Raw genomic sequence first — 17,565 nt, 5'->3', positions numbered from 1 at the left:
ACGTCAGGGTGCCCGGTTTCGTCGAACATGTGGCTCACATGATAACGCGATTATCATATCCTGTTATCCGGATGGACCTTTCGATGTCATAATACGGACGGCCTGAGCCCGGGGTTCCGGGCTCGGGCCAAGCTCCTCGTCCAATCCGAGCGTACTGGAGACATTCCGGATGGCACCCGTGCCGGTCGTCCATTTCGTCCTGCTGGTCACAGCCGCGTGGCTCGCGATCGGCACGTTGGGTCTCGGGGTGCTGCATCGCACGCGCTTCGTTGCGCACGGGCTGTTTCCGCTCGGCGCGCTCGGTGGGCTGCTGCTGGCGGCGGCGGGACTCGCCGGCGTGTTCGCCGATCCATCCACCGCGGTGTTGCCGATCGGGCTGCCCGGGTTGCCATTCCATCTGCGCGTCGACGGGCTATCCGGCTATTTCCTGTTCGTGCTGGGCGTCGTCAGCACGGGGATCGGCGCGTTTTCCGCCGGCTATTTCCGCAAGGGCGAGGGGGCGGCGCCCGGCCTCATCTGCTTCGAATACCACGTTTGCATCGCGAGCATCGCGCTCGTGCTCGTCGCGGACGATGCGTACGTGTTCATGGTCGCCTGGGAAACGCTGACGTTGTCCGCGACATTCCTCGTGATGACCAACCACCGGATCGGGGAGATCCGTCGCGCGGGCTATGTGTATTTCCTGATCTCGCACGTCGGCGCGCTTGCGCTGCTGCTCTGTTTCGGCATGCTGCAGGCGGGCACCGGCGACTATACGTTCGCCAACATGCGCGCGCAGTCGCCCGACGCGTTCCGCGCGTCGCTCGCGTTCCTGTTCGCGCTGGTCGGATTCGGCGCCAAAGCCGGCGTGTTCCCGTTGCACGTGTGGCTGCCGGACGCCCATCCCGCGGCGCCGTCCCCCGTATCGGCGCTGCTCAGCGGATTCGTGCTGAAAGTCGGCCTGTACGGCCTGCTGCGCACGCTGTTCGACCTGCTGCACGTGCAGATCGCCTGGTGGGGTGTGCTGCTGCTCGTGCTCGGCGTCGGCACCGCGCTGCTCGGCGTCGTATTCAGCACGATCCAGGTCGACATGAAGCGCCTGCTCGCGTATTCGTCGATCGACAACGTCGGCCTGATGATCGTCGCGCTCGGCGTCGCGGTGCTGTTTCGCGCGTACGGGATGACGAGCCTGTCCGCGCTCGCGTTGACCGCGATGCTCTACCAGATCGTCGCGCATGCGGCGTTCAAGAGTTTGCTGTTCCTTGGCACGGGCGCCGTGCTGCACGCGACCGGGGAGCGCAACCTTGGCAAGCTGGGCGGCCTGATCCGCTTCATGCCGTGGACCGCGTGGGCCGTGCTCGCCGGTGTCGGCGCCAGTGCGGGCTTGCCGCCGCTGAGCGGTTTCGTCGCGGAGTGGCTTCTGCTGCAGAGTTTCCTGTTCACGCCCGGCTTGCCGAATTCGGTGCTCGCGATGACCGTGCCGATCGCGGCCGCGCTGATCGCGATGTCGGCCGCGCTCGCCGGCTATACGATGGTCAAGTTCTTCGGCATCGTGTTCCTCGGACAGCCGAGGGAAACGAAACTCGCGCGCGCACGCGATGCGAATCCGTGGGAGCGGCTTGCATTCGGCTGGTTCGCGGCGGCATGCGTGCTGCTCGGGTTGATGCCCGCGCAGTTCGTCAAGGTGCTGGATCGGGTCACGCACGCGCTTGTCGGGGCCGGTATCGGCGCGGACAACCACGGCTGGCTGCTGTTCGTGCCCGTGTCGACCGCGCGGGCGAGTTACATGCCCGCCGTGTTCATGCTGTTTTTCGTCGCCTGCTGCGGACTCGCGTGGGTGCTCGTGCGGCGCTTCTATCACGGCCGGTTGCGCCGGGCCGCGCCGTGGAGCTGCGGATTCCCGTTCACGACCGCGCGCATGCAGGACACGGCGGAGGGGTTCGGGCAGCCCATCCGGGAGATTTTCGCGCCGCTGCTGCATGTCGAGCGGCAATTGCCGTCGCCGTTCGATGCGCAGCCGGTGTACGGGGTGTCGGTCACCGATCGGACATGGCCCGCGCTTTACGACCGCATCGTCGCGCTGACGCAACGCCTGGCGGAATGCGCGGGCCGCCTGCAGACCGGCAAGATTGCCGTTTACCTGACCTACAGCTTCGCGGTACTGATCCTGCTCCTGATGCTGGTGAGACGATGGTAACCGTATCCGGCGTGATATCGCAGACCCTCGAGATCGTCGTGGCGCTTGCCGCCGCGCCGTTGCTCACGGGCTGGGTCAACCAGTGCCGCGCGTGGCTGCAGAACCGGCGCGCGCCGAGCATCTGGCAGCCGTACCGGATGCTCCACAAGCTGTTCAACAAGGAGTCGGTCGTTGCGTACGGTGCCAGCCCGGTGTTCCGTGGCGCGCCCTACGTCGTGTGGGCCGCGATGACGCTTGCCTGTGCGATCGTGCCGACGCTGTCGACCGAGTTGCCGATGTCGCCCGCCGCGGACGCGATCGCGCTCGTCGGCCTGTTCGCGCTCGCGCGTGTTGCGCTGTCGCTCGCCGCGATGGATATCGGCACCGCGTTCGGCACGCTTGGCGCCCGCCGCGACATGCTGATCGGCTTCCTCGCGGAGCCGGCCCTGCTGATGGTGCTGCTGTCGGCTTCGCTGATCACGCAGTCCACGTTGCTGACGAGCATCGTCGCGACGCTCGGGCGCGGCGAGCTCACGATCTATCCGAGCCTCGCTTTCGCGGGCATCGCATTCACGCTCGTATCGCTCGCCGAAAACGGGCGGCTGCCCGTCGACAACCCGTCCACCCACCTCGAACTGACGATGATCCACGAAGCGCTGATCCTCGAATACTCGGGGCGGCACCTCGCGCTGATGGAATGGGCGGCCAGCCTCAAGCTGTTTGCGTACTCGTGCATCGGCCTCGCACTCTTCATGCCGTGGGGCATCGCCGAGGCCGGCAATCCGCTCGCGCTGCTGCTCGCGGTGCCGGCGCTGTTCGTCAAGCTGATGGCGGGCGGCGCCGCGCTCGCCGCGGTCGAGACCGCCAACGCGAAGATGCGGATTTTCCGCGCGCCGGAGTTCCTGGCGACCGCGTTCCTGCTCGCGGTGATCGGCATGCTCGTCCATCTGCTGCTGGGGGCGTGAATGCACGGCTACGCAACCCAACTGATCAATTTCCTCGCGGCGGTCCTGCTGATGCTGTCGTTCGCGATGCTCAGCCAGCGCCGGATCCTGGCGCTGATCCACCTCTATACGCTGCAGGGCGTCGTGCTCGTGTCGGCAAACCTGATCCTCGGTTTCGTGACCGGTGATGCACACCTGTACGTGTCCGCTGCGATGACGCTCGTGCTGAAGGTCGGCCTGATTCCATGGATCCTGTATCGGCTCGTGCGCAGGCTCGACGTGCAGGCCGACGTCGAATCGCTGATCAACGTTCCGACCACGCTGCTGATCGGCATCGTGCTCGTGATCATCGCATTCAACGTGGCGGCGCCGATCAGCCAGCTCGCGACGTCGGTCGCGCGCGGCACGCTCGGGATCGCGCTCGCGTGCGTGCTGTTGTCGTTCATGGCGATGATCACCCGCGCCAAGGCGATTCCGCAGGTGATCGGCTTCCTGTCGATGGAGAACGGGCTGTTTTTCGCCGCAACGGCCGCCACCAACGGCATGCCGATGATCGTCGAGCTCGGCATCGGGCTCGACGTGCTGGTGGGGATCCTGATTCTGGGCGTGTTCATGTTCCAGATCCGCGAGCAGTTCGACAGCCTCGACATCCATCACCTCGAGAAACTCAAGGATGAATGACGCCCACGTCGTGCTCGCCGTGCTCGGCATTCCGCTCGTGGCCGCCGCGAGTCTTGCGTGCGTGCGACCCAGTCATGTCGCGCGCACGCTGAACGCCGGCTTCAGCTTCGTGACGTTCGCGGCGACGCTCGTGCTTGCCGCACGCACCGTCGAACACGGTCCGTCGTTCGCGTTCGGACGGGCATTTTTCGTCGATCCTCTGAACGTCTATCTGGTCGCGCTGACCGCGTTCGTCGGCTGGACGACGTCGCTGTTTTCGCAACCGTACATGCAGGTCGAGGAGGCCCGCGGCCGGATGACTGCCGCGCGGATGCGGCTCTATCACAGCATGTACCAGCTGTTCATGTTCGCGATGCTCCTCGCGCTGCTGACCGACAACCTTGGCGTGCTGTGGGTCGCGATGGAAGCCGCCACGCTCGCGACCGTGCTGCTCGTCAGCGTGTATCGGACAGCCGCGAGCCTCGAGGCCGCGTGGAAGTACTTCATCCTGTGCGGTGTCGGCATCGCGCAGGCCTTGTTCGGCACGATCCTGCTGTACCTCGCCGCGAGCCGCCAGCTGACCGACGGCGATGCGCTGCTGTGGACGAGCCTTGCCGCGGTCAGGACGCACCTCGATCCGACCATCATGTCGATCGCCTTCGTGTTCCTGCTTGTCGGCTACGGCACGAAAGTCGGGCTCGTGCCCATGCACAGCTGGCTGCCGGATGCGCATGCCGAAGGTCCGACGCCGATCTCGGCGGTGCTGTCCGGCTTGCTGCTGAACGTCGCGCTGTATGCGGTGCTGCGCTGCAAGGTGCTCGCCGACGGCGCACTCGGCAATGGCCTGCCGGGCCGGTTGCTGGTCGGGTTCGGGCTCGTGTCGGTGTTGATCGCGTCGTTCTCGCTGTTCCGGCAGAAGGACGTCAAGCGGCTGTTCTCGTATTCGTCGATCGAGCACATGGGGCTGATGACGTTCGCGTTCGGGCTGGGCGGCCCGGTCGCGACGTTTGCCGGGCTGCTGCACATGACCGTCCATTCCCTCGTCAAGTCGGCGATTTTCTTTGCGGTCGGTCACGCGGCACAGAAGGCCGGCACGCAAGCGATCGACGGCATTCGCGGGCTGCTGCAAGTCAGCCCGACAGTCGGCTGGGGAATGATGCTCGGCACGATCGCAATTCTCGGCCTGCCGCCGTTCGGTGTGTTTGCGAGCGAGTTCCTGATCCTGACGACCGCGATGAATACGATGCCGTGGACGGCGCCGTTGCTGCTGCTCGGTCTCGCCGCCGCGTTCGCGGCGATCTTCGCGCGCGTGCAGCGCATGGTGTTCGGTGGAACGACGACAGCAAGACCGCTCGAGCATCGCCCCGCGCTGCTGCCGGTATTCGTGCATCTGGGGTTGGGGCTGATGCTCGGGCTCTATGTCCCGCCGTACCTGGCGATGTGGTATCGGCAGGCCGCGACGATGTTGGCGGGGTAAGGAATGCGACTCGAATCGATGCAAATTGCGGCCGCCCGCGTGATGCGCGGGGTGGGCCAGATTTCGGCGGGCGTGGTTGACGCCGATGAAGCGGGGTGGCTCGAGATTGCGCGGACGGCGCGATCGGAGCGGCACCGGCTCGTGGCGATGTGGGGCAGCGAAGCCGTCGAAGGCCAGTTTTCGGTGAATGCCGCGTACGAATGCGACGACGGCCTGCTGTGGGTGCGCGTCGCGACCGGGCTCGGGCAGGATGCCAGTGGCGACTACCCCGATCTCGCTGCCATTTTTCCGTACGCGACCCGCATGCAGCGGGCCATCTTCGACCTGACTGGCTTACGGGCGCGGGGCGCCCAGGATACCCGGCCGTGGCTCAATCATGGCAACTGGCCCGACGATTACTTCCCGCTGCAAAAGCAGGCGACGGGCGTCGAATCGTTCGAGTCGAGCGAGGCCGACTACCCGTTCGTGCAGGTCGCGGGCGAGGGCGTGCACGAGATCGCTGTCGGGCCGATCCACGCCGGCATCATCGAGCCCGGGCATTTCCGGTTCTCAGTCGTCGGCGAGAAGGTGCTGCGCCTCGAAGAGCGTTTCGGCTACGTGCACCGCGGCGTCGAGCGGCTGTTCGAACGAACCCCGGCGTCGGGCGGCCATCGGGTTGCCGCGAGGATTGCGGGCGACTCGACCGTTGCGTTCTCATGGGCCTTCTGCATGGCGCTCGAGCAGGCCAGTGGCACGACACTGTCGACGCGCGCGCTCCATTTGCGCACGATCCTGCTGGAACGCGAGCGCATTGCGAACCACCTCGGCGACCTCGGCGCGCTCGGCAACGATGGCGGGTTCGGGTTCGGACTCGCGCAGTTCTCGCGACTCAAGGAAGACTGGATACGCGTGAACGCCCGCACATTCGGGCATCGATACCTGATGGACCGGATCGTGCCGGGAGGCGTGGCGGTCGATGTGCGCGCCGAGGACGCGGCGGTCCTGTTGGAACAATGCGAACGCATCGAACGCGAAGTCCACGTGATGCGGAAAATCTACGAAGACCAGTCCGGGTTGCAGGATCGATTCCTCGGCACGGGGCAATTGACCGCCGCGGTGGCCGAGCATTTTGGCGTGCGTGGCCTCGTAGCCCGCGCCAGCGGCCAGACATTTGATGTGCGCGCGAACTTGCGGCCGGCTCCGTATGACGTCATCGCGGCCAACGCGGCCAGTGACGCGCGTGGCGACGTCGCCGCACGTGTTGCGATGCGCTTCGCCGAAATCGACGAATCCCTGCGCCTGATCCGTGCGCTGCTGGCCGATCTTCCGGACGGCCCCGTCGCCGTCGACCTCACGCCTGCGACGACGCGTTCCCAAGGGGTAGGCTGGGTGGAGGGCTGGCGAGGGGACGTGTTCGTCGCGCTCGATATCGCACCGGGCGACGTGATCGCCCGATGCCATTGTCACGACCCGTCGTGGCAGAACTGGCCGGCGCTCGAGCACGCGATCATCGGCAACATCGTTGCGGATTTCCCGCTGATCAACAAGTCGTTCAACCTGAACTACGCGGGGCACGATCTCTGATGTGGCAACTCATCCGACAATTCTGGCGCACGGATTTTCCCGCCGAACCCGCGCCGATCGCAGAAGATGCGTGGCATCACGAGGAACGGCGGATTCGTCAGGACATACTCGACCTGCTCGGGCGCGCGCTGTGCATCCGGCAGATCGACGCGGGCTCCTGCAATGGGTGCGAGCTGGAGCTCCACGCGCTGAACAATCCGTACTACAACATCGAGGGGCTCGGCATCAAGTTCGTTGCGAGCCCCCGGCATGCCGACCTGCTGCTCGTAACCGGGCCCGTGACCCTGAACATGCGCGAGGCCATGCTCGCCGCGTACGACGCGACACCGAGCCCGAAACTCGTTGTCGCCGCGGGCGAATGCGCGTGCACGGGCGGCATTTTCGTCGACAGTTATGCCGTGTGCGGCCCGGTGTCGTCGATCTTGCCGGTCGACGTGACGATCCCCGGATGTCCGCCGCCGCCGGTCGATTTGCTGCGTGGCATCCTGGCAGCGTGCCGGTCGCGCTGAGCGGGAGGTCGATTTCAGCGAAAATACGGCTTTCACGCGTGTGCGCGACGTGCGCCGCCGCGTTTGACCTGGAATCGGCTCATGCACCTTTTCACAAACCAACCCTTGTCCGCTATGACACACGCTACTGCTTCATGACCCCGATCAAGTTCATTCTCCGTTACACCGCCATCCCGTTCACGGCCATTGTGGCGGTCGTCATCTGGGCTGCGATGCCGTCTTCGAAAGAAATCGATGCAAGGCAATATGCAGCGCTGTCGCACGCGTACACGAGTTTTCCCTCTGCATTCCGGCACGAGATCGCGAATGCGATGGTGCGTGGCCGGATCAGCGATTGGGACTATCAGACGCTCGTTCGCGACTCGCTTTCCAACGGCGTCGCACTGGACTGGCCGGCGACAGGCGTCAGCGATGTCGCGGTCGAGCGGCGAAAGCTGGCTGAAGTGATTCACGCTGATTCCGAACTTGCAGGGCATTGAAAATGAAAACGTTACTGGTTGCTGTCGCATTCATTCTGATTATCGGCAGCCTGATTTCCGCGTTGTACTTCATGAATCGCGACCGCGGGACGACCAAGCGCATGGTGTGGTCGCTCGCGGCGCGCGTCGGGTTGTCGATCACGCTGTTTCTCGCGCTCCTGCTCGCGTACTGGCTCGGCTGGATCGAGCCGACCGGGCTTCCGATCGGACGGTGACGGACGCTCGCTTGTTGTCCAGCACGGATGGTCGCAAGCGGTTCCATGCCCGGCAACCGCCTGGTTTTGCACGAGAAAGGGCAATGACCCGGCCTCGCTCATCGCGCTGAACCCGTGGCGTCCAGCAGGCCGGACCAATACAGATCCGCCGCGATCCTGGCCGCGCGTGCCTGCGTCGTGTGCGCGAGCCGGAAAGCCGAATCGTAGATCGTCTGATCCGGATATTCGGTGACGAGCGTAAACGGCACCGTGGACCGGTGGTCTTCCATGATCATGCACGGAATGCCATGCAGAACCGGATACGGCATCTCGCCGGCGTGTGCATGCCAGGTCCGCAGGTGTTCCGCATTGAAAGCGGCCAGTTCCGGCGACGTCGCCAGTTGCGCGGTGAGCGCCTCCAGGAACGCCATGCCGTCAAGGCCCTGGTGGTGTCGCAGGATCAGGAAGAAACCCTTCGGAATCGTCCAGTGCTCGAAGCCTTGCGGAATATAGCCAGTGGACGCGCGCGTCCATTCGTGCGCGGGATAGCCGTGCATGCTGATATGCAGGCCGGCCTGCGTGCGCTCGATTGCCTCGAGGCGAACGGCCATTTCGCCGAACGGTTCGACTCGTCGTGCTTCGAGATCGTCGCCGAGCGCCGTATAGCGTGCCGCGTGCAGCATGTGATGCGGATTGCGCTCGCGAAGCCGGTGATGAAGCGCATAGCCGTCGGGGTTCTCGACGCCAATGAGCGCGAAGTGCGCATCGTGACGCGTCTTCAGCATGTGAGCGGCGCGCAGCGCGCCGACGATGCCTGAGGTTTCGTTCGCATGCTGTCCTGCCGAGATGACCAGGCCAGGCAGCCCGCCCCGGACATGAATGCCGGTGACCCGGCGCCCTTCGCGGCTCACTGTGCCAAACGGCACGCCGTTCAGGCTGCGAAGCTGTGCGTCGACCTGCGCGAGCGTCAACGGTCGGTCGGCATCATCGAGTTGCGCCGCTTCTGAGAGGGCTGTATCGACGACGGGCTCGGCAACCGTGTCGTACGGACGCAAGCTGACGCGCACACGGGTGGCGCCCGCGCTTTCGACGATCTCGGGGATGATCTGTCCGGGTTTCAGCGTCCGGTCGCCGAGGGGCACACCCGCGCGTGCCTGGAAAAACTCCAGCACGGAAAAGTACAGATCCTCGTGCAGCGCCTCGCGCGTGCTGATGCATTCGTCGTGGTATGGCAGCCGGTGCTCGATGCCGCCTGTTTCGATACCGATGCAAAGCTTCTCGAAGAAAGGCGCTTGTTGCGGCCATGCGTGATTGCGGATCGCGTCGATGGCAGCTGCATAGGCGGCTTCGAACTCGGTGACGAGCGGACCATCCTGTTCGAGCCGGTCGCCTTGCCAGACCCGCAGCCAGCCGCAAGGCGAGTGCTGCGCAGTGTTGGGTGCGAACACGCGATACGTCGCGCCCGGCACGGTCACGACGTAATGCGTGGCATCAGTGCCTTCGCTGAACGTGAGCTTCGCTTGCGGCAACAGGCCCGCAAGCGGAAAGGCTTCGAGCCTGAAGCGGTGCTCCGCGCCGGCGGGCGTTTGAATCGTGACGTCCGTCAAACAGCGTGGGTCGACCTCCTCCAGCAGAAAATGCAGAAGCGGCTTGTACGCACTGCGCAACGTGGCTTGCACGCCGGCAGCCGCAAGCTGCCGCTGCGCGGCTTCGCGTGTTCGCGCATCGTCGAACACCCACGCTTCGATGCGCGTCGCCGGCGTTTTGCTGAAGCGCTCGACCAGTTCGGTCAGCGTGCGAGGAATCGTGGTGTCGAGCAAAAGGGTCATGGTGGCGTCTATTGTGATATGGGTTTCGCTCGCGTGCATGCTTAGCACGCTGTGGCTAGCAACCGGCACTCTTCGCGCAGCGCGTCAAGCAGACGGTCGATTTCTTCGGGCAGCGTGATCGCATGCGGGCTGACCCGCAGCACGCCCGCCGGACTTTTCTCGCCGTCGTGCGCGAGCGGTGCATAGCGCGATGTCGTCACGCACGCCGTGTTGATGCCGCGTCGCCATAGCCGATCCGCCAGTTGGGCGGCATCGACACCCGCAAACGATACGCACAGCAATCCACTGGAGGGACGATCGAGATGCACGCAGTCCCACTGGTCGTCGAGTGCCGCATGCAGCCGCTCGCACAGGCTCCTCGTGTATGCATGAATCCGCTCGACGCCGATGTCCTGCAGCGCGCGGACGGCGGCCAGCATCCCGAGCCGCAGCGCAGGATGGTGTTCGTACAGCTGGAAGCGTCTGGCATCGTCGGCGAAGCGCACCTCGAGATGGCCGCCGGCCGGCGCATGCGTCGTGCAGCCCCCGTAGGTGTCGAGCATCGCGGGCGCTTCGAAACGGGCGAGGGCGCGCTGCGACAGACAGAGCGCCGCGACGCCACGCGGGCCGCGAAGCCATTTTCGGGCCGGGAATACCAGCACATCGGCGCCGAGGGTCTCGGCGTTCACCGGAATCTGCCCGACGGCCTGGCTGGCATCGACGAACAGCCAGCCGCCAGCGTCGCGAACGGCGCTCGCGACCCCGTCCAGACGATGTACTGCACCGCGCGCACTGCCGATCAGCGGTAACGAGACGACGGGCACCGCGTCGCGATCGCGCTGCGCGAGCGCTTGATGCACGATCGCGTCCCATGGTGCATGCGGCGCGCCGGGCATCTGGACCATCGACACGCGCGGTTGCGCAAGCAGCGTGTTCACGTTGCCGCCCCATTCGTGCGCGGACACGAACACCTGTAGCCGGCGACGCGGCGCCACGGCGCTGAGCGCAAGCGCCCAGCCGCGCGAAGCCGATTCGCAGATCGCGATCTGCTCGGCGTGCACCCCGAGCATCGAAGCCACGGCCTGCGGAAGTGCGGCGACGGACGCGTCGATCGTTTCGAGCGCGCGATGCATGCCGACGCGCGCCTCCAGCTCGATAAAGCCGCGCAGCGCTTCGAGCGTGGCGTGGTCCGGCAGACTCGCAGACGCATGATTGAGATGCACGAACGCCTCGGCCGCCGGCGTGGATGCACGGAGCTGCCTGACTTCGATTTCGCTCAACGGCAACGGCGGGAGCATGGGCAAGGTAGCGTCCTCACGGCTGGATTGCAGCGATCAGGTCCAGCTCGACCGGCGCATGGCGTGGCAGCGAGACGACGCCGATCGACGTACGGCTGTGCGCGCCGGCTTCGCCCAGCGCGCCGACGAGATAGTCGGATGCCGCGTCGATCACATCCGCGTGGTCGAAAAACGACGCGTGACAGGCAACATAGCCGGTAACGCGAACGACACGGATCAGGCGATGCAGCCCGCCGAGCTCGCGATCGAGAACGGCCAGGCAATTCGCCGCGCAGAGCCGTGCGGCATCGCGTGCTTCTTCGATGCGCAAATCGACGCCGACGGTTCCCCGGTAGCGCAATTCACCGTCGACCCGGGGCAACTGCCCGCTGACGAACGCGAAGCCGCCTTGCACGACGACTGCCCGATACCGGCCGGTCGGCGTAAAGGGGGCGGGCAGCGACAACTCTGCCGGATTGAATGCCATGGTCGACTCTCAATGAACGAAACGGGAATTGAACGGGGATTCCTCGACCGCCGGCACGCAAGGCGGATTGAAATCCAGTGCCTGCAATTCGGCGATCAACCGCGCTTGTGCATCGTGCGCCAGCGCGAGGAATGGCGGCCGCACATGACACAGCGATGGATCGTCGAGATAAAATGCGAGCGCCGCTTTCAGCGCCGGAATCATCGGATGGCGGGCGAACGCCGCGCGCACCGCGTTCGCGCGTTGCTGGCGGCTCCGCGCATCCGCATGCGTGAAATTGCGATACAAGTCGACCAGACCCGCAGGGTTCACATTGGCCGTCGCGCTGATGCAGCCGGCGGCACCCGCTTCCATGAGCGTGACCAGCTCGGTCTCGCTGCCGGCGAAGACATCGAAATCGTCCGATGCGCAGTTCGCGAGCAACGCCTGCGTATAGGCGGGATCGCCGCCGGTGTCCTTGATGCCGCGCACCGTGCCCGGAAAGTGTTCCAGCAATTGCTGAACCAGCGTCAGCGAAAAGCCGACCTTTGCGACCGGCGGGATGTGATACAGATAAACGGCCAGGCGGTCGTCGCCGACCCGTGCGATGGTCTGCTCATAGAAGCGGAACAGGCCCGCGTCGCTCGGTTCCTTGTAGTAGAACGGCGGCAACATCAGCACGCCACCGCAGCCCAGCTCGACGGCGGCGCGCGTCAGCGTCACCGCGTCGTCGAGCGAGCACGCGCCCGTGCCGGCCATCACGCGGTGCATCGGGATGCCATTGCCGGCCAGTCCTTCGAGCAGCGCGACACGCTCGCGTGTCGATAACGCGTTGCCTTCGGAGTTCGTACCGAACACCGCCAGGCCGACATCATTGGCGAGCAGCCAGCGGCATTGCCTGACAAGGCGCGGCAGATCCGGTTCGAGCGTCGCCGTGAATGGCGTGATCACCGGCGTCAGGACGCCGCGAAAAGACGCATGTCGTTTCATTGTTCGGTGCTCCGAGATCCAGGTTCGAGAGGCACCAGTATGGCAACGCCGCGCCGCGCCGTGGTTGCGCGATGATTCGGGGCCGTTGCGAATTCCGCATCGGCAGCGTGTTACGCGACCTGCCGGGCTTCACGCGTAACCCGGGCGTCGGCGCGGGTACGGCTGCCCGCCTCGAGAAATTGCCAAAGGGCCTCGGAACTGTCGTTCAGCGTCGCTCTGCGACGCGCAAAGGTCACCTGCATCGCGATGTCGAAGTGCTCATCGGCGGCACGCACGAGGCGCGCCGACTGCAAGTCGTCCGCGACCAGCGTGGCGGGCAGCCACGCGACGCCGAGCCCTGCGAGCGCCATGCCGCGCAACCCGTCGGCGAGGGAGTTTTCATGACGGCGCACCAGCACCGGCAGGCCGTCGAGGGTGGCGAGCCGGCTTTCGAGTACCCATGCGAGCGAGCATTCGTCGCTATAACCGAGCAGCGACACCTCGCGGTCACGCGGGCCGCTCAGCGTATGCAGCGGGCGGCCGCGGTCGTCGGGTGCGCAAACGGGAACGAGCGTTTCTTCGCCGACCTTCAGCATCCGATAGTCGATCGAGTCCAGCGAGCGGCCCAGCTTGTCCAGCACCCCATGCGCGTGATCCAGCAGGAATACGACGAAATCCTCCTCGCCCTGGTCGAGCAACGCGAAGCACGACGCCAGATGATCCGACGCGACGGAAAAGCGCGTGCGCCGGAACTGCATGTGCAGCATCGGAAACCAGCGGGGAAAGAACACGACCGACATGATGTGCGGCGCGGCGAAGCGGACCTGTTCGCGACGCCCGGCGGCATTGGCGCGAACGGTGCGTCTGACGCCTTCGAGCGCATACACGACCTCCGTTGTCACCGCCTGCAGCCGCTGGCCGGCGTCGGTCAGTTCGACGCCGTTTGCCGCGCGATTGAAGACCGGCGCGCCGAGCCAGAACTCCAGCGCCTGGATTCGCCGGCTCAGGCCCGACGTGGTGACGTGACATTCTTCGGCCGCGCGGCCGAAATGCTTGAGCCGCGCGAGGACAAGGAAATCCTTCAGGCATTGGATATCTAGCATGGCGTTGCGCCTCGACCGGTGAAAGATGACGACCTGCCGATTCTACTCGCCGGCGGCCATCCTTCTTCGACCCGACGTTGCCGATTCCGCAACGCGCCGATTTTTGACCGCAATGCCGGAACAGGGCCGGCTGCGGATAATCCTCGTCACCAACGAAGCGCCGCGTCGGGTCGTGAATTCAATAAAGGCGATTTGCCAGCCGGAGGAGTCATGAGTCAGTCCGTTTATGAAAACAGCGGGACCAATGGAAGCAACGGGAAATGGCAGTTCTGGATCGATCGCGGCGGCACGTTTACCGATATCGTCGCCAAGGCACCGGACGGCACGCTGGCGGTGAGCAAGCTGCTTTCCGAAAATCCCGAGCAATACGAAGACGCCGCGCTGGAAGGCATCCGGCGCGCGCTGGGCGTCGCGCCCGGCGAGCCGATCCCGTCGGACCGGATCGACGCGGTGAAAATGGGCACGACCGTCGCGACCAATGCGCTGCTGGAGCGCAAGGGCGCGCCGACCGCGCTGTTCGTGACACGCGGCTTTCGCGACGTGCTGCGGATCGGCTATCAGAATCGGCCGCGCCTGTTCGATCTGAACATCAGGCTTCCCGATCTGCTGTATGCGGACGTCTTCGAAATCGACGAGCGCGTCGGCGCGCGTGGCGAAGTGGCTGTGCCGATCGACGAGCGCAACACGCTCGCGCAACTGAAGCGGGCCTGGGAGGCCGGCTTCCGGTCGGTGGCCATCGTCTTCATGCACGGTTATCGCTTTCCTGCGCACGAACAGGCGGCCGCACGACTCGCGCAGGAGATCGGCTTCACGCAGATCTCCGTGTCGCACGAAGTTTCGCCGTTGATGAAATTCGTATCGCGGGGCGACACGACTGTCGTGGACGCGTATCTTTCGCCGGTGCTGCGGCGCTATGTCGACCGCGTCGCCGCCGCGCTCGACGGCGTCAAGCTGATGTTCATGCAGTCGTCCGGCGGCCTGACCGATGCGTCGTTGTTTCAAGGCAAGGACAGCATTCTGTCCGGCCCGGCAGGCGGCATAGTCGGGATGGTGCGAACGGCGGTGCAGGCGGGCTTCGACAAGATCATCGGCTTCGACATGGGCGGCACCTCGACCGATGTGTCGCATTTCGCCGGGGAATACGAGCGTGCGTTCGACACCCAGGTGGCAGGCGTCAGAATGCGCGCCCCGATGATGAGCATCCATACGGTCGCGGCAGGTGGCGGCTCCATCGTTCATTTCGACGGCGCGCGGTACCGGGTCGGCCCCGATTCGGCCGGCGCGAATCCGGGGCCGGCCAGCTATCGTCGCGGCGGCCCGCTGACCGTCACCGATTGCAATGTGCTGCTCGGCAAGATCCGTCCGGACCTGTTTCCGCATGTGTTCGGCGAATCCGGCACGGCGCCGCTCGATGCCGACGCGGTGCGCGAGAAGTTCACGCAACTCGCGCGGGACATCGAAACGGCAACCGGCAAGCGCCGGCGTCTCGAAGAGGTGGCGGAGGGCTTCATCGAAATCGCCGTGCAGAATATGGCGAACGCGATCAAGAAAGTGTCCGTGCAGCGCGGGTACGACGTGACCCAGTACACGTTGCAGTGCTTCGGCGGCGCGGGCGGCCAGCATGCGTGCCTGATCGCCGACACGCTCGGCATGTCGAGCATTTGCGTGCATGCCTACGCAGGCGTGCTGTCCGCATACGGGATGGGCCTCGCCGATCTCACCGCGATGCGCGAATGCGCAATCGAAGAACCGCTCGTGGCCGCGTCGATGCAGAAGTTGGAAGACAGCTTCATCGGCCTCGTGTCTGGCGCGGTTGCTCAGGTCCGCGAGCAGGGCGTCGATGACAGCCGGATCGCGGTGATACGGCGCGTCCACGTCCGCTATGAAGGAACGGATACCTGTCTGATCCTGCCGTACGGCTCGCTGGAGCAGGTCCGCGACGCCTTCGAGCGCGAATACCGGGCGCGCTACGCATTCCTGATGGAAGGCAAGGCGCTCGTGGTCGAAGCCATTTCGGTGGAAATCGTCGGGCGTTCTGGCGAAGCGACCGACGTCAGCGCGGGCACCTCTGCGGAAAGCCGCGATGCGTCGCCCAAGGCGCGGCGAACGGTCGAGATGTTCTGCGACGGCGAATCCCGAGCGGCGCCCGTGTTTCATTACGCCGACCTGCAACCCGGAGATGTGGTCAGCGGCCCCGCAATCATCGCCGACGATCACGCGACGACCATTGTCGAACCTGGCTGGCAGGCACGCGTGGCGGCAGCCGATCACATGGTGCTGCGGCGCGTCGAAGCACTCGCGACGCGTGCCGCGATCGGAACCGATGCGGATCCGGTCAAGCTCGAAGTCTTCAACAACCTGTTCATGGCCATCGCCGAACAGATGGGGTTGACGTTGGCCAACACCGCGTACTCGGTCAATATCAAGGAGCGCCTCGATTTTTCGTGTGCGCTGTTCGATCGGCACGGCAACCTGATTGCGAACGCGCCGCACATGCCCGTGCATCTGGGTTCGATGGGCGAATCCATCCGTACCGTGATCCGTGAGAATGCCGGACGGATGAAACCCGGCGACGTCTATGCATTGAATGCGCCGTACAACGGCGGCACGCATCTGCCCGACGTCACCGTGATCACGCCAGTTTTTGGTGAGGCCGGCGAGGTGTTGTTCTATGTGGGTTCGCGCGGGCACCAGGCCGATATCGGCGGCATCTCGCCGGGATCGATGCCGCCGCGCTCGCGGCATATCGATGAGGAAGGGATCCTGATCGACAACTTCCTGCTCGTCGAGAACGGCCGCCTGCGCGAGCGCGAAGTTCGCGAACTGCTCGGTTCGGGCGCTTACCCGTCGCGCGCCATCGACCAGAACCTGGCGGACTTCCGTGCGATGATCGCCGCGAACGAAAAGGGCGTGCGAGAACTGCACCGGCTGGTGCGCGAATATGGCCTCGACGTCGTCAATGCGTACATGCAGCATGTGCAGGACAACGCCGAGGAGGCCGTACGCCGCGTGATCGATTTGCTGGTGGACGGCGAATTCTCGTATAAAACGGACCGTCACTCGGTGATCAACGTGCGTCTGTCGATCGACAGGCAAACGCGCAGTGCGACCATCGACTTCACGGGCACCACGCCGCAGCAGCCGGACAATTTCAACGCGCCGAGAGCGGTATGCCATGCCGCCGTACTGTACGTGTTCCGCTCGCTCGTCGACGACGATATCCCGCTCAACGCCGGCTGTCTGAAGCCGCTGAACATGGTGATTCCGGACGGCTCGATTCTGAGTCCGCGTTACCCGGCGGCCGTGGTGGCGGGCAACGTCGAGACCTCGCAGAGCGTGGTCGATGCGATCTACGGCGCCTTGTCGGCGTGCGCCGCGTCGCAAGGCTCGATGAACAACTTCACGTTCGGCAACGCGCGCTACCAATACTACGAGACGATTGCGGGCGGTGTGGGCGCAGGTCCGGGGTTTCACGGCTCGACGCCGGTGCAGACGCACATGACGAACTCGCGCATGACCGATCCCGAAGTGCTCGAATGGCGCTTTCCGGTGCAGGTTCAGGAGCATTCGATCCGTCATGGCACCGGCGGGCGAGGGCGCTGGCACGGTGGCCCGGGCGCACTGAGACGGATTCGCTTTCTGGAAAGGATGACGGCCGGGATACTGTCCGACCATCGGCGTGTCAGGCCCTACGGGATGGCGGGGGGCGAACCGGGGCAGCCGGGCATGAACTGGGTCGAGCGCATCGACGGGCGGATCGAGCCGCTCGCCAGTTGCGACGAGGTCGAGATGAATCCGGGCGATGTGTTCGTGGTCCAGACGCCAACGGGCGGCGGATACGGACACGCGGTCGAAGGCCGCGACGAAGGCGAGCGCGAGCCCGGCGGCACCGTCGAAGCCGACCGGCGTGAACCGGCCACGCATCCCGGCTGACGATCGCTGCGTTCGCGTCTTTCCATTC

The 17,565-nt window shown here is 65.2% G+C and carries 14 protein-coding genes and 1 pseudogene; 10 read left to right on the top strand and 5 right to left on the bottom strand.

Annotation, left to right across the window (positions count from 1 at the left end):
- The first annotated feature begins 169 nt into the window (after positions 1-169).
- The 9 genes and pseudogenes from hyfB (at position 170) to DID96_RS11955 (ending at position 8,002) form a co-directional block, all read left to right on the top strand.
- Positions 170-2,176, top strand: coding sequence for a hydrogenase 4 subunit B (hyfB, locus tag DID96_RS11990; protein ID WP_124599530.1), 2,007 nt, complete (start codon positions 170-172; stop codon positions 2,174-2,176).
- The gene (locus DID96_RS11985) at positions 2,170-3,120 is read left to right on the top strand and encodes a respiratory chain complex I subunit 1 family protein (protein ID WP_124599529.1); all 951 of its coding nucleotides are present in this window, start codon (positions 2,170-2,172) and stop codon (positions 3,118-3,120) included. Before hyfB ends, DID96_RS11985 begins: the two co-directional genes overlap by 7 nt.
- Entirely contained in the window at positions 3,121-3,780 is a 660-nt protein-coding gene (locus DID96_RS11980) for a formate hydrogenlyase (RefSeq protein ID WP_124599528.1), read from the top strand.
- Positions 3,773-5,236: a hydrogenase 4 subunit F gene (locus tag DID96_RS11975; RefSeq protein ID WP_124599527.1), complete on the top strand. Its 1,464-nt coding sequence runs from the start codon at positions 3,773-3,775 to the stop codon at positions 5,234-5,236. Before DID96_RS11980 ends, DID96_RS11975 begins: the two co-directional genes overlap by 8 nt.
- Positions 5,237-5,239: 3 nt before the next feature.
- A pseudogene (locus DID96_RS39530) lies at positions 5,240-5,644 on the top strand (NADH-quinone oxidoreductase subunit C); the annotation flags it as partial.
- A gap of 300 nt (positions 5,645-5,944) precedes the next feature.
- Positions 5,945-6,799: a hypothetical protein gene (locus DID96_RS39525; protein WP_409333773.1), complete on the top strand. Its 855-nt coding sequence runs from the start codon at positions 5,945-5,947 to the stop codon at positions 6,797-6,799.
- Entirely contained in the window at positions 6,799-7,308 is a 510-nt protein-coding gene (locus tag DID96_RS11965; RefSeq protein ID WP_124599525.1) for an NADH-quinone oxidoreductase subunit B family protein, read from the top strand. The genes DID96_RS39525 and DID96_RS11965 overlap by 1 nt, the downstream gene beginning before the upstream one ends.
- A complete protein-coding gene (locus tag DID96_RS39520) occupies positions 7,248-7,787 on the top strand; it encodes a hypothetical protein (protein ID WP_260463863.1) in 540 nt (179 codons plus the stop codon). The genes DID96_RS11965 and DID96_RS39520 overlap by 61 nt, the downstream gene beginning before the upstream one ends.
- A 2-nt stretch (positions 7,788-7,789) precedes the next feature.
- Positions 7,790-8,002, top strand: a complete 213-nt coding sequence (locus DID96_RS11955; RefSeq protein ID WP_124599524.1) for a twin transmembrane helix small protein — start codon at positions 7,790-7,792, stop codon at positions 8,000-8,002.
- Between the two features lie 98 nt (positions 8,003-8,100).
- Here the strand turns inward: DID96_RS11955 and DID96_RS11950 are convergent, their stop codons facing one another.
- The 5 genes from DID96_RS11950 to DID96_RS11930 form a co-directional block, all read right to left on the bottom strand.
- A complete protein-coding gene (locus DID96_RS11950) occupies positions 8,101-9,810 on the bottom strand; it encodes a hypothetical protein (protein ID WP_124599523.1) in 1,710 nt (569 codons plus the stop codon).
- A 41-nt stretch (positions 9,811-9,851) separates the two neighbouring features.
- Complete coding sequence (locus tag DID96_RS11945; RefSeq protein WP_260463867.1) at positions 9,852-11,087, bottom strand: aminotransferase class V-fold PLP-dependent enzyme; 1,236 nt, start codon at positions 11,085-11,087, stop codon at positions 9,852-9,854.
- Positions 11,088-11,103: 16 nt separating this feature from the next.
- On the bottom strand, positions 11,104-11,553 hold the full coding sequence (locus tag DID96_RS11940) for a RidA family protein (RefSeq protein WP_124599521.1): 450 nt from the start codon (positions 11,551-11,553) through the stop codon (positions 11,104-11,106).
- Between the two features lie 9 nt (positions 11,554-11,562).
- Positions 11,563-12,522: a dihydrodipicolinate synthase family protein gene (locus DID96_RS11935; protein ID WP_124599520.1), complete on the bottom strand. Its 960-nt coding sequence runs from the start codon at positions 12,520-12,522 to the stop codon at positions 11,563-11,565.
- Positions 12,523-12,632: 110 nt separating this feature from the next.
- Positions 12,633-13,604: a LysR family transcriptional regulator gene (locus DID96_RS11930; RefSeq protein ID WP_124599519.1), complete on the bottom strand. Its 972-nt coding sequence runs from the start codon at positions 13,602-13,604 to the stop codon at positions 12,633-12,635.
- 210 nt (positions 13,605-13,814) lie between these two features.
- Between DID96_RS11930 and DID96_RS11925 the strand changes: the two genes are divergently transcribed.
- The gene (locus DID96_RS11925) at positions 13,815-17,537 is read left to right on the top strand and encodes a hydantoinase B/oxoprolinase family protein (protein ID WP_124599518.1); all 3,723 of its coding nucleotides are present in this window, start codon (positions 13,815-13,817) and stop codon (positions 17,535-17,537) included.
- Positions 17,538-17,565: the final 28 nt, after the last annotated feature.

Source organism: Burkholderia sp. Bp8963 (assembly GCF_003854275.1).
Taxonomy (GTDB): domain Bacteria; phylum Pseudomonadota; class Gammaproteobacteria; order Burkholderiales; family Burkholderiaceae; genus Burkholderia.
Note: the sequence above shows the minus strand (reverse complement) of the source record. Positions and strands in the feature narration are given on the sequence as shown.

What these genes read in the sequence shown, in the direction of transcription:
- DID96_RS11935 (WP_124599520.1), bottom strand. Translation starts at nt 12,522, where the DNA reads ATGAAACGACATGCGTCTTTTCGCGGCGTCCTGACGCCGGTGATCACG.
- hyfB (WP_124599530.1), top strand. Translation starts at nt 170, where the DNA reads ATGGCACCCGTGCCGGTCGTCCATTTCGTCCTGCTGGTCACAGCCGCG.
- DID96_RS11985 (WP_124599529.1), top strand. Translation starts at nt 2,170, where the DNA reads ATGGTAACCGTATCCGGCGTGATATCGCAGACCCTCGAGATCGTCGTG.
- DID96_RS11945 (WP_260463867.1), bottom strand. Translation starts at nt 11,087, where the DNA reads ATGCTCCCGCCGTTGCCGTTGAGCGAAATCGAAGTCAGGCAGCTCCGT.
- DID96_RS39525 (WP_409333773.1), top strand. Translation starts at nt 5,945, where the DNA reads ATGGCGCTCGAGCAGGCCAGTGGCACGACACTGTCGACGCGCGCGCTC.
- DID96_RS39520 (WP_260463863.1), top strand. Translation starts at nt 7,248, where the DNA reads ATGTCCGCCGCCGCCGGTCGATTTGCTGCGTGGCATCCTGGCAGCGTG.
- DID96_RS11980 (WP_124599528.1), top strand. Translation starts at nt 3,121, where the DNA reads ATGCACGGCTACGCAACCCAACTGATCAATTTCCTCGCGGCGGTCCTG.
- DID96_RS11950 (WP_124599523.1), bottom strand. Translation starts at nt 9,810, where the DNA reads ATGACCCTTTTGCTCGACACCACGATTCCTCGCACGCTGACCGAACTG.
- DID96_RS11925 (WP_124599518.1), top strand. Translation starts at nt 13,815, where the DNA reads ATGAGTCAGTCCGTTTATGAAAACAGCGGGACCAATGGAAGCAACGGG.
- DID96_RS11975 (WP_124599527.1), top strand. Translation starts at nt 3,773, where the DNA reads ATGAATGACGCCCACGTCGTGCTCGCCGTGCTCGGCATTCCGCTCGTG.
- DID96_RS11940 (WP_124599521.1), bottom strand. Translation starts at nt 11,553, where the DNA reads ATGGCATTCAATCCGGCAGAGTTGTCGCTGCCCGCCCCCTTTACGCCG.
- DID96_RS11965 (WP_124599525.1), top strand. Translation starts at nt 6,799, where the DNA reads ATGTGGCAACTCATCCGACAATTCTGGCGCACGGATTTTCCCGCCGAA.
- DID96_RS11955 (WP_124599524.1), top strand. Translation starts at nt 7,790, where the DNA reads ATGAAAACGTTACTGGTTGCTGTCGCATTCATTCTGATTATCGGCAGC.
- DID96_RS11930 (WP_124599519.1), bottom strand. Translation starts at nt 13,604, where the DNA reads ATGCTAGATATCCAATGCCTGAAGGATTTCCTTGTCCTCGCGCGGCTC.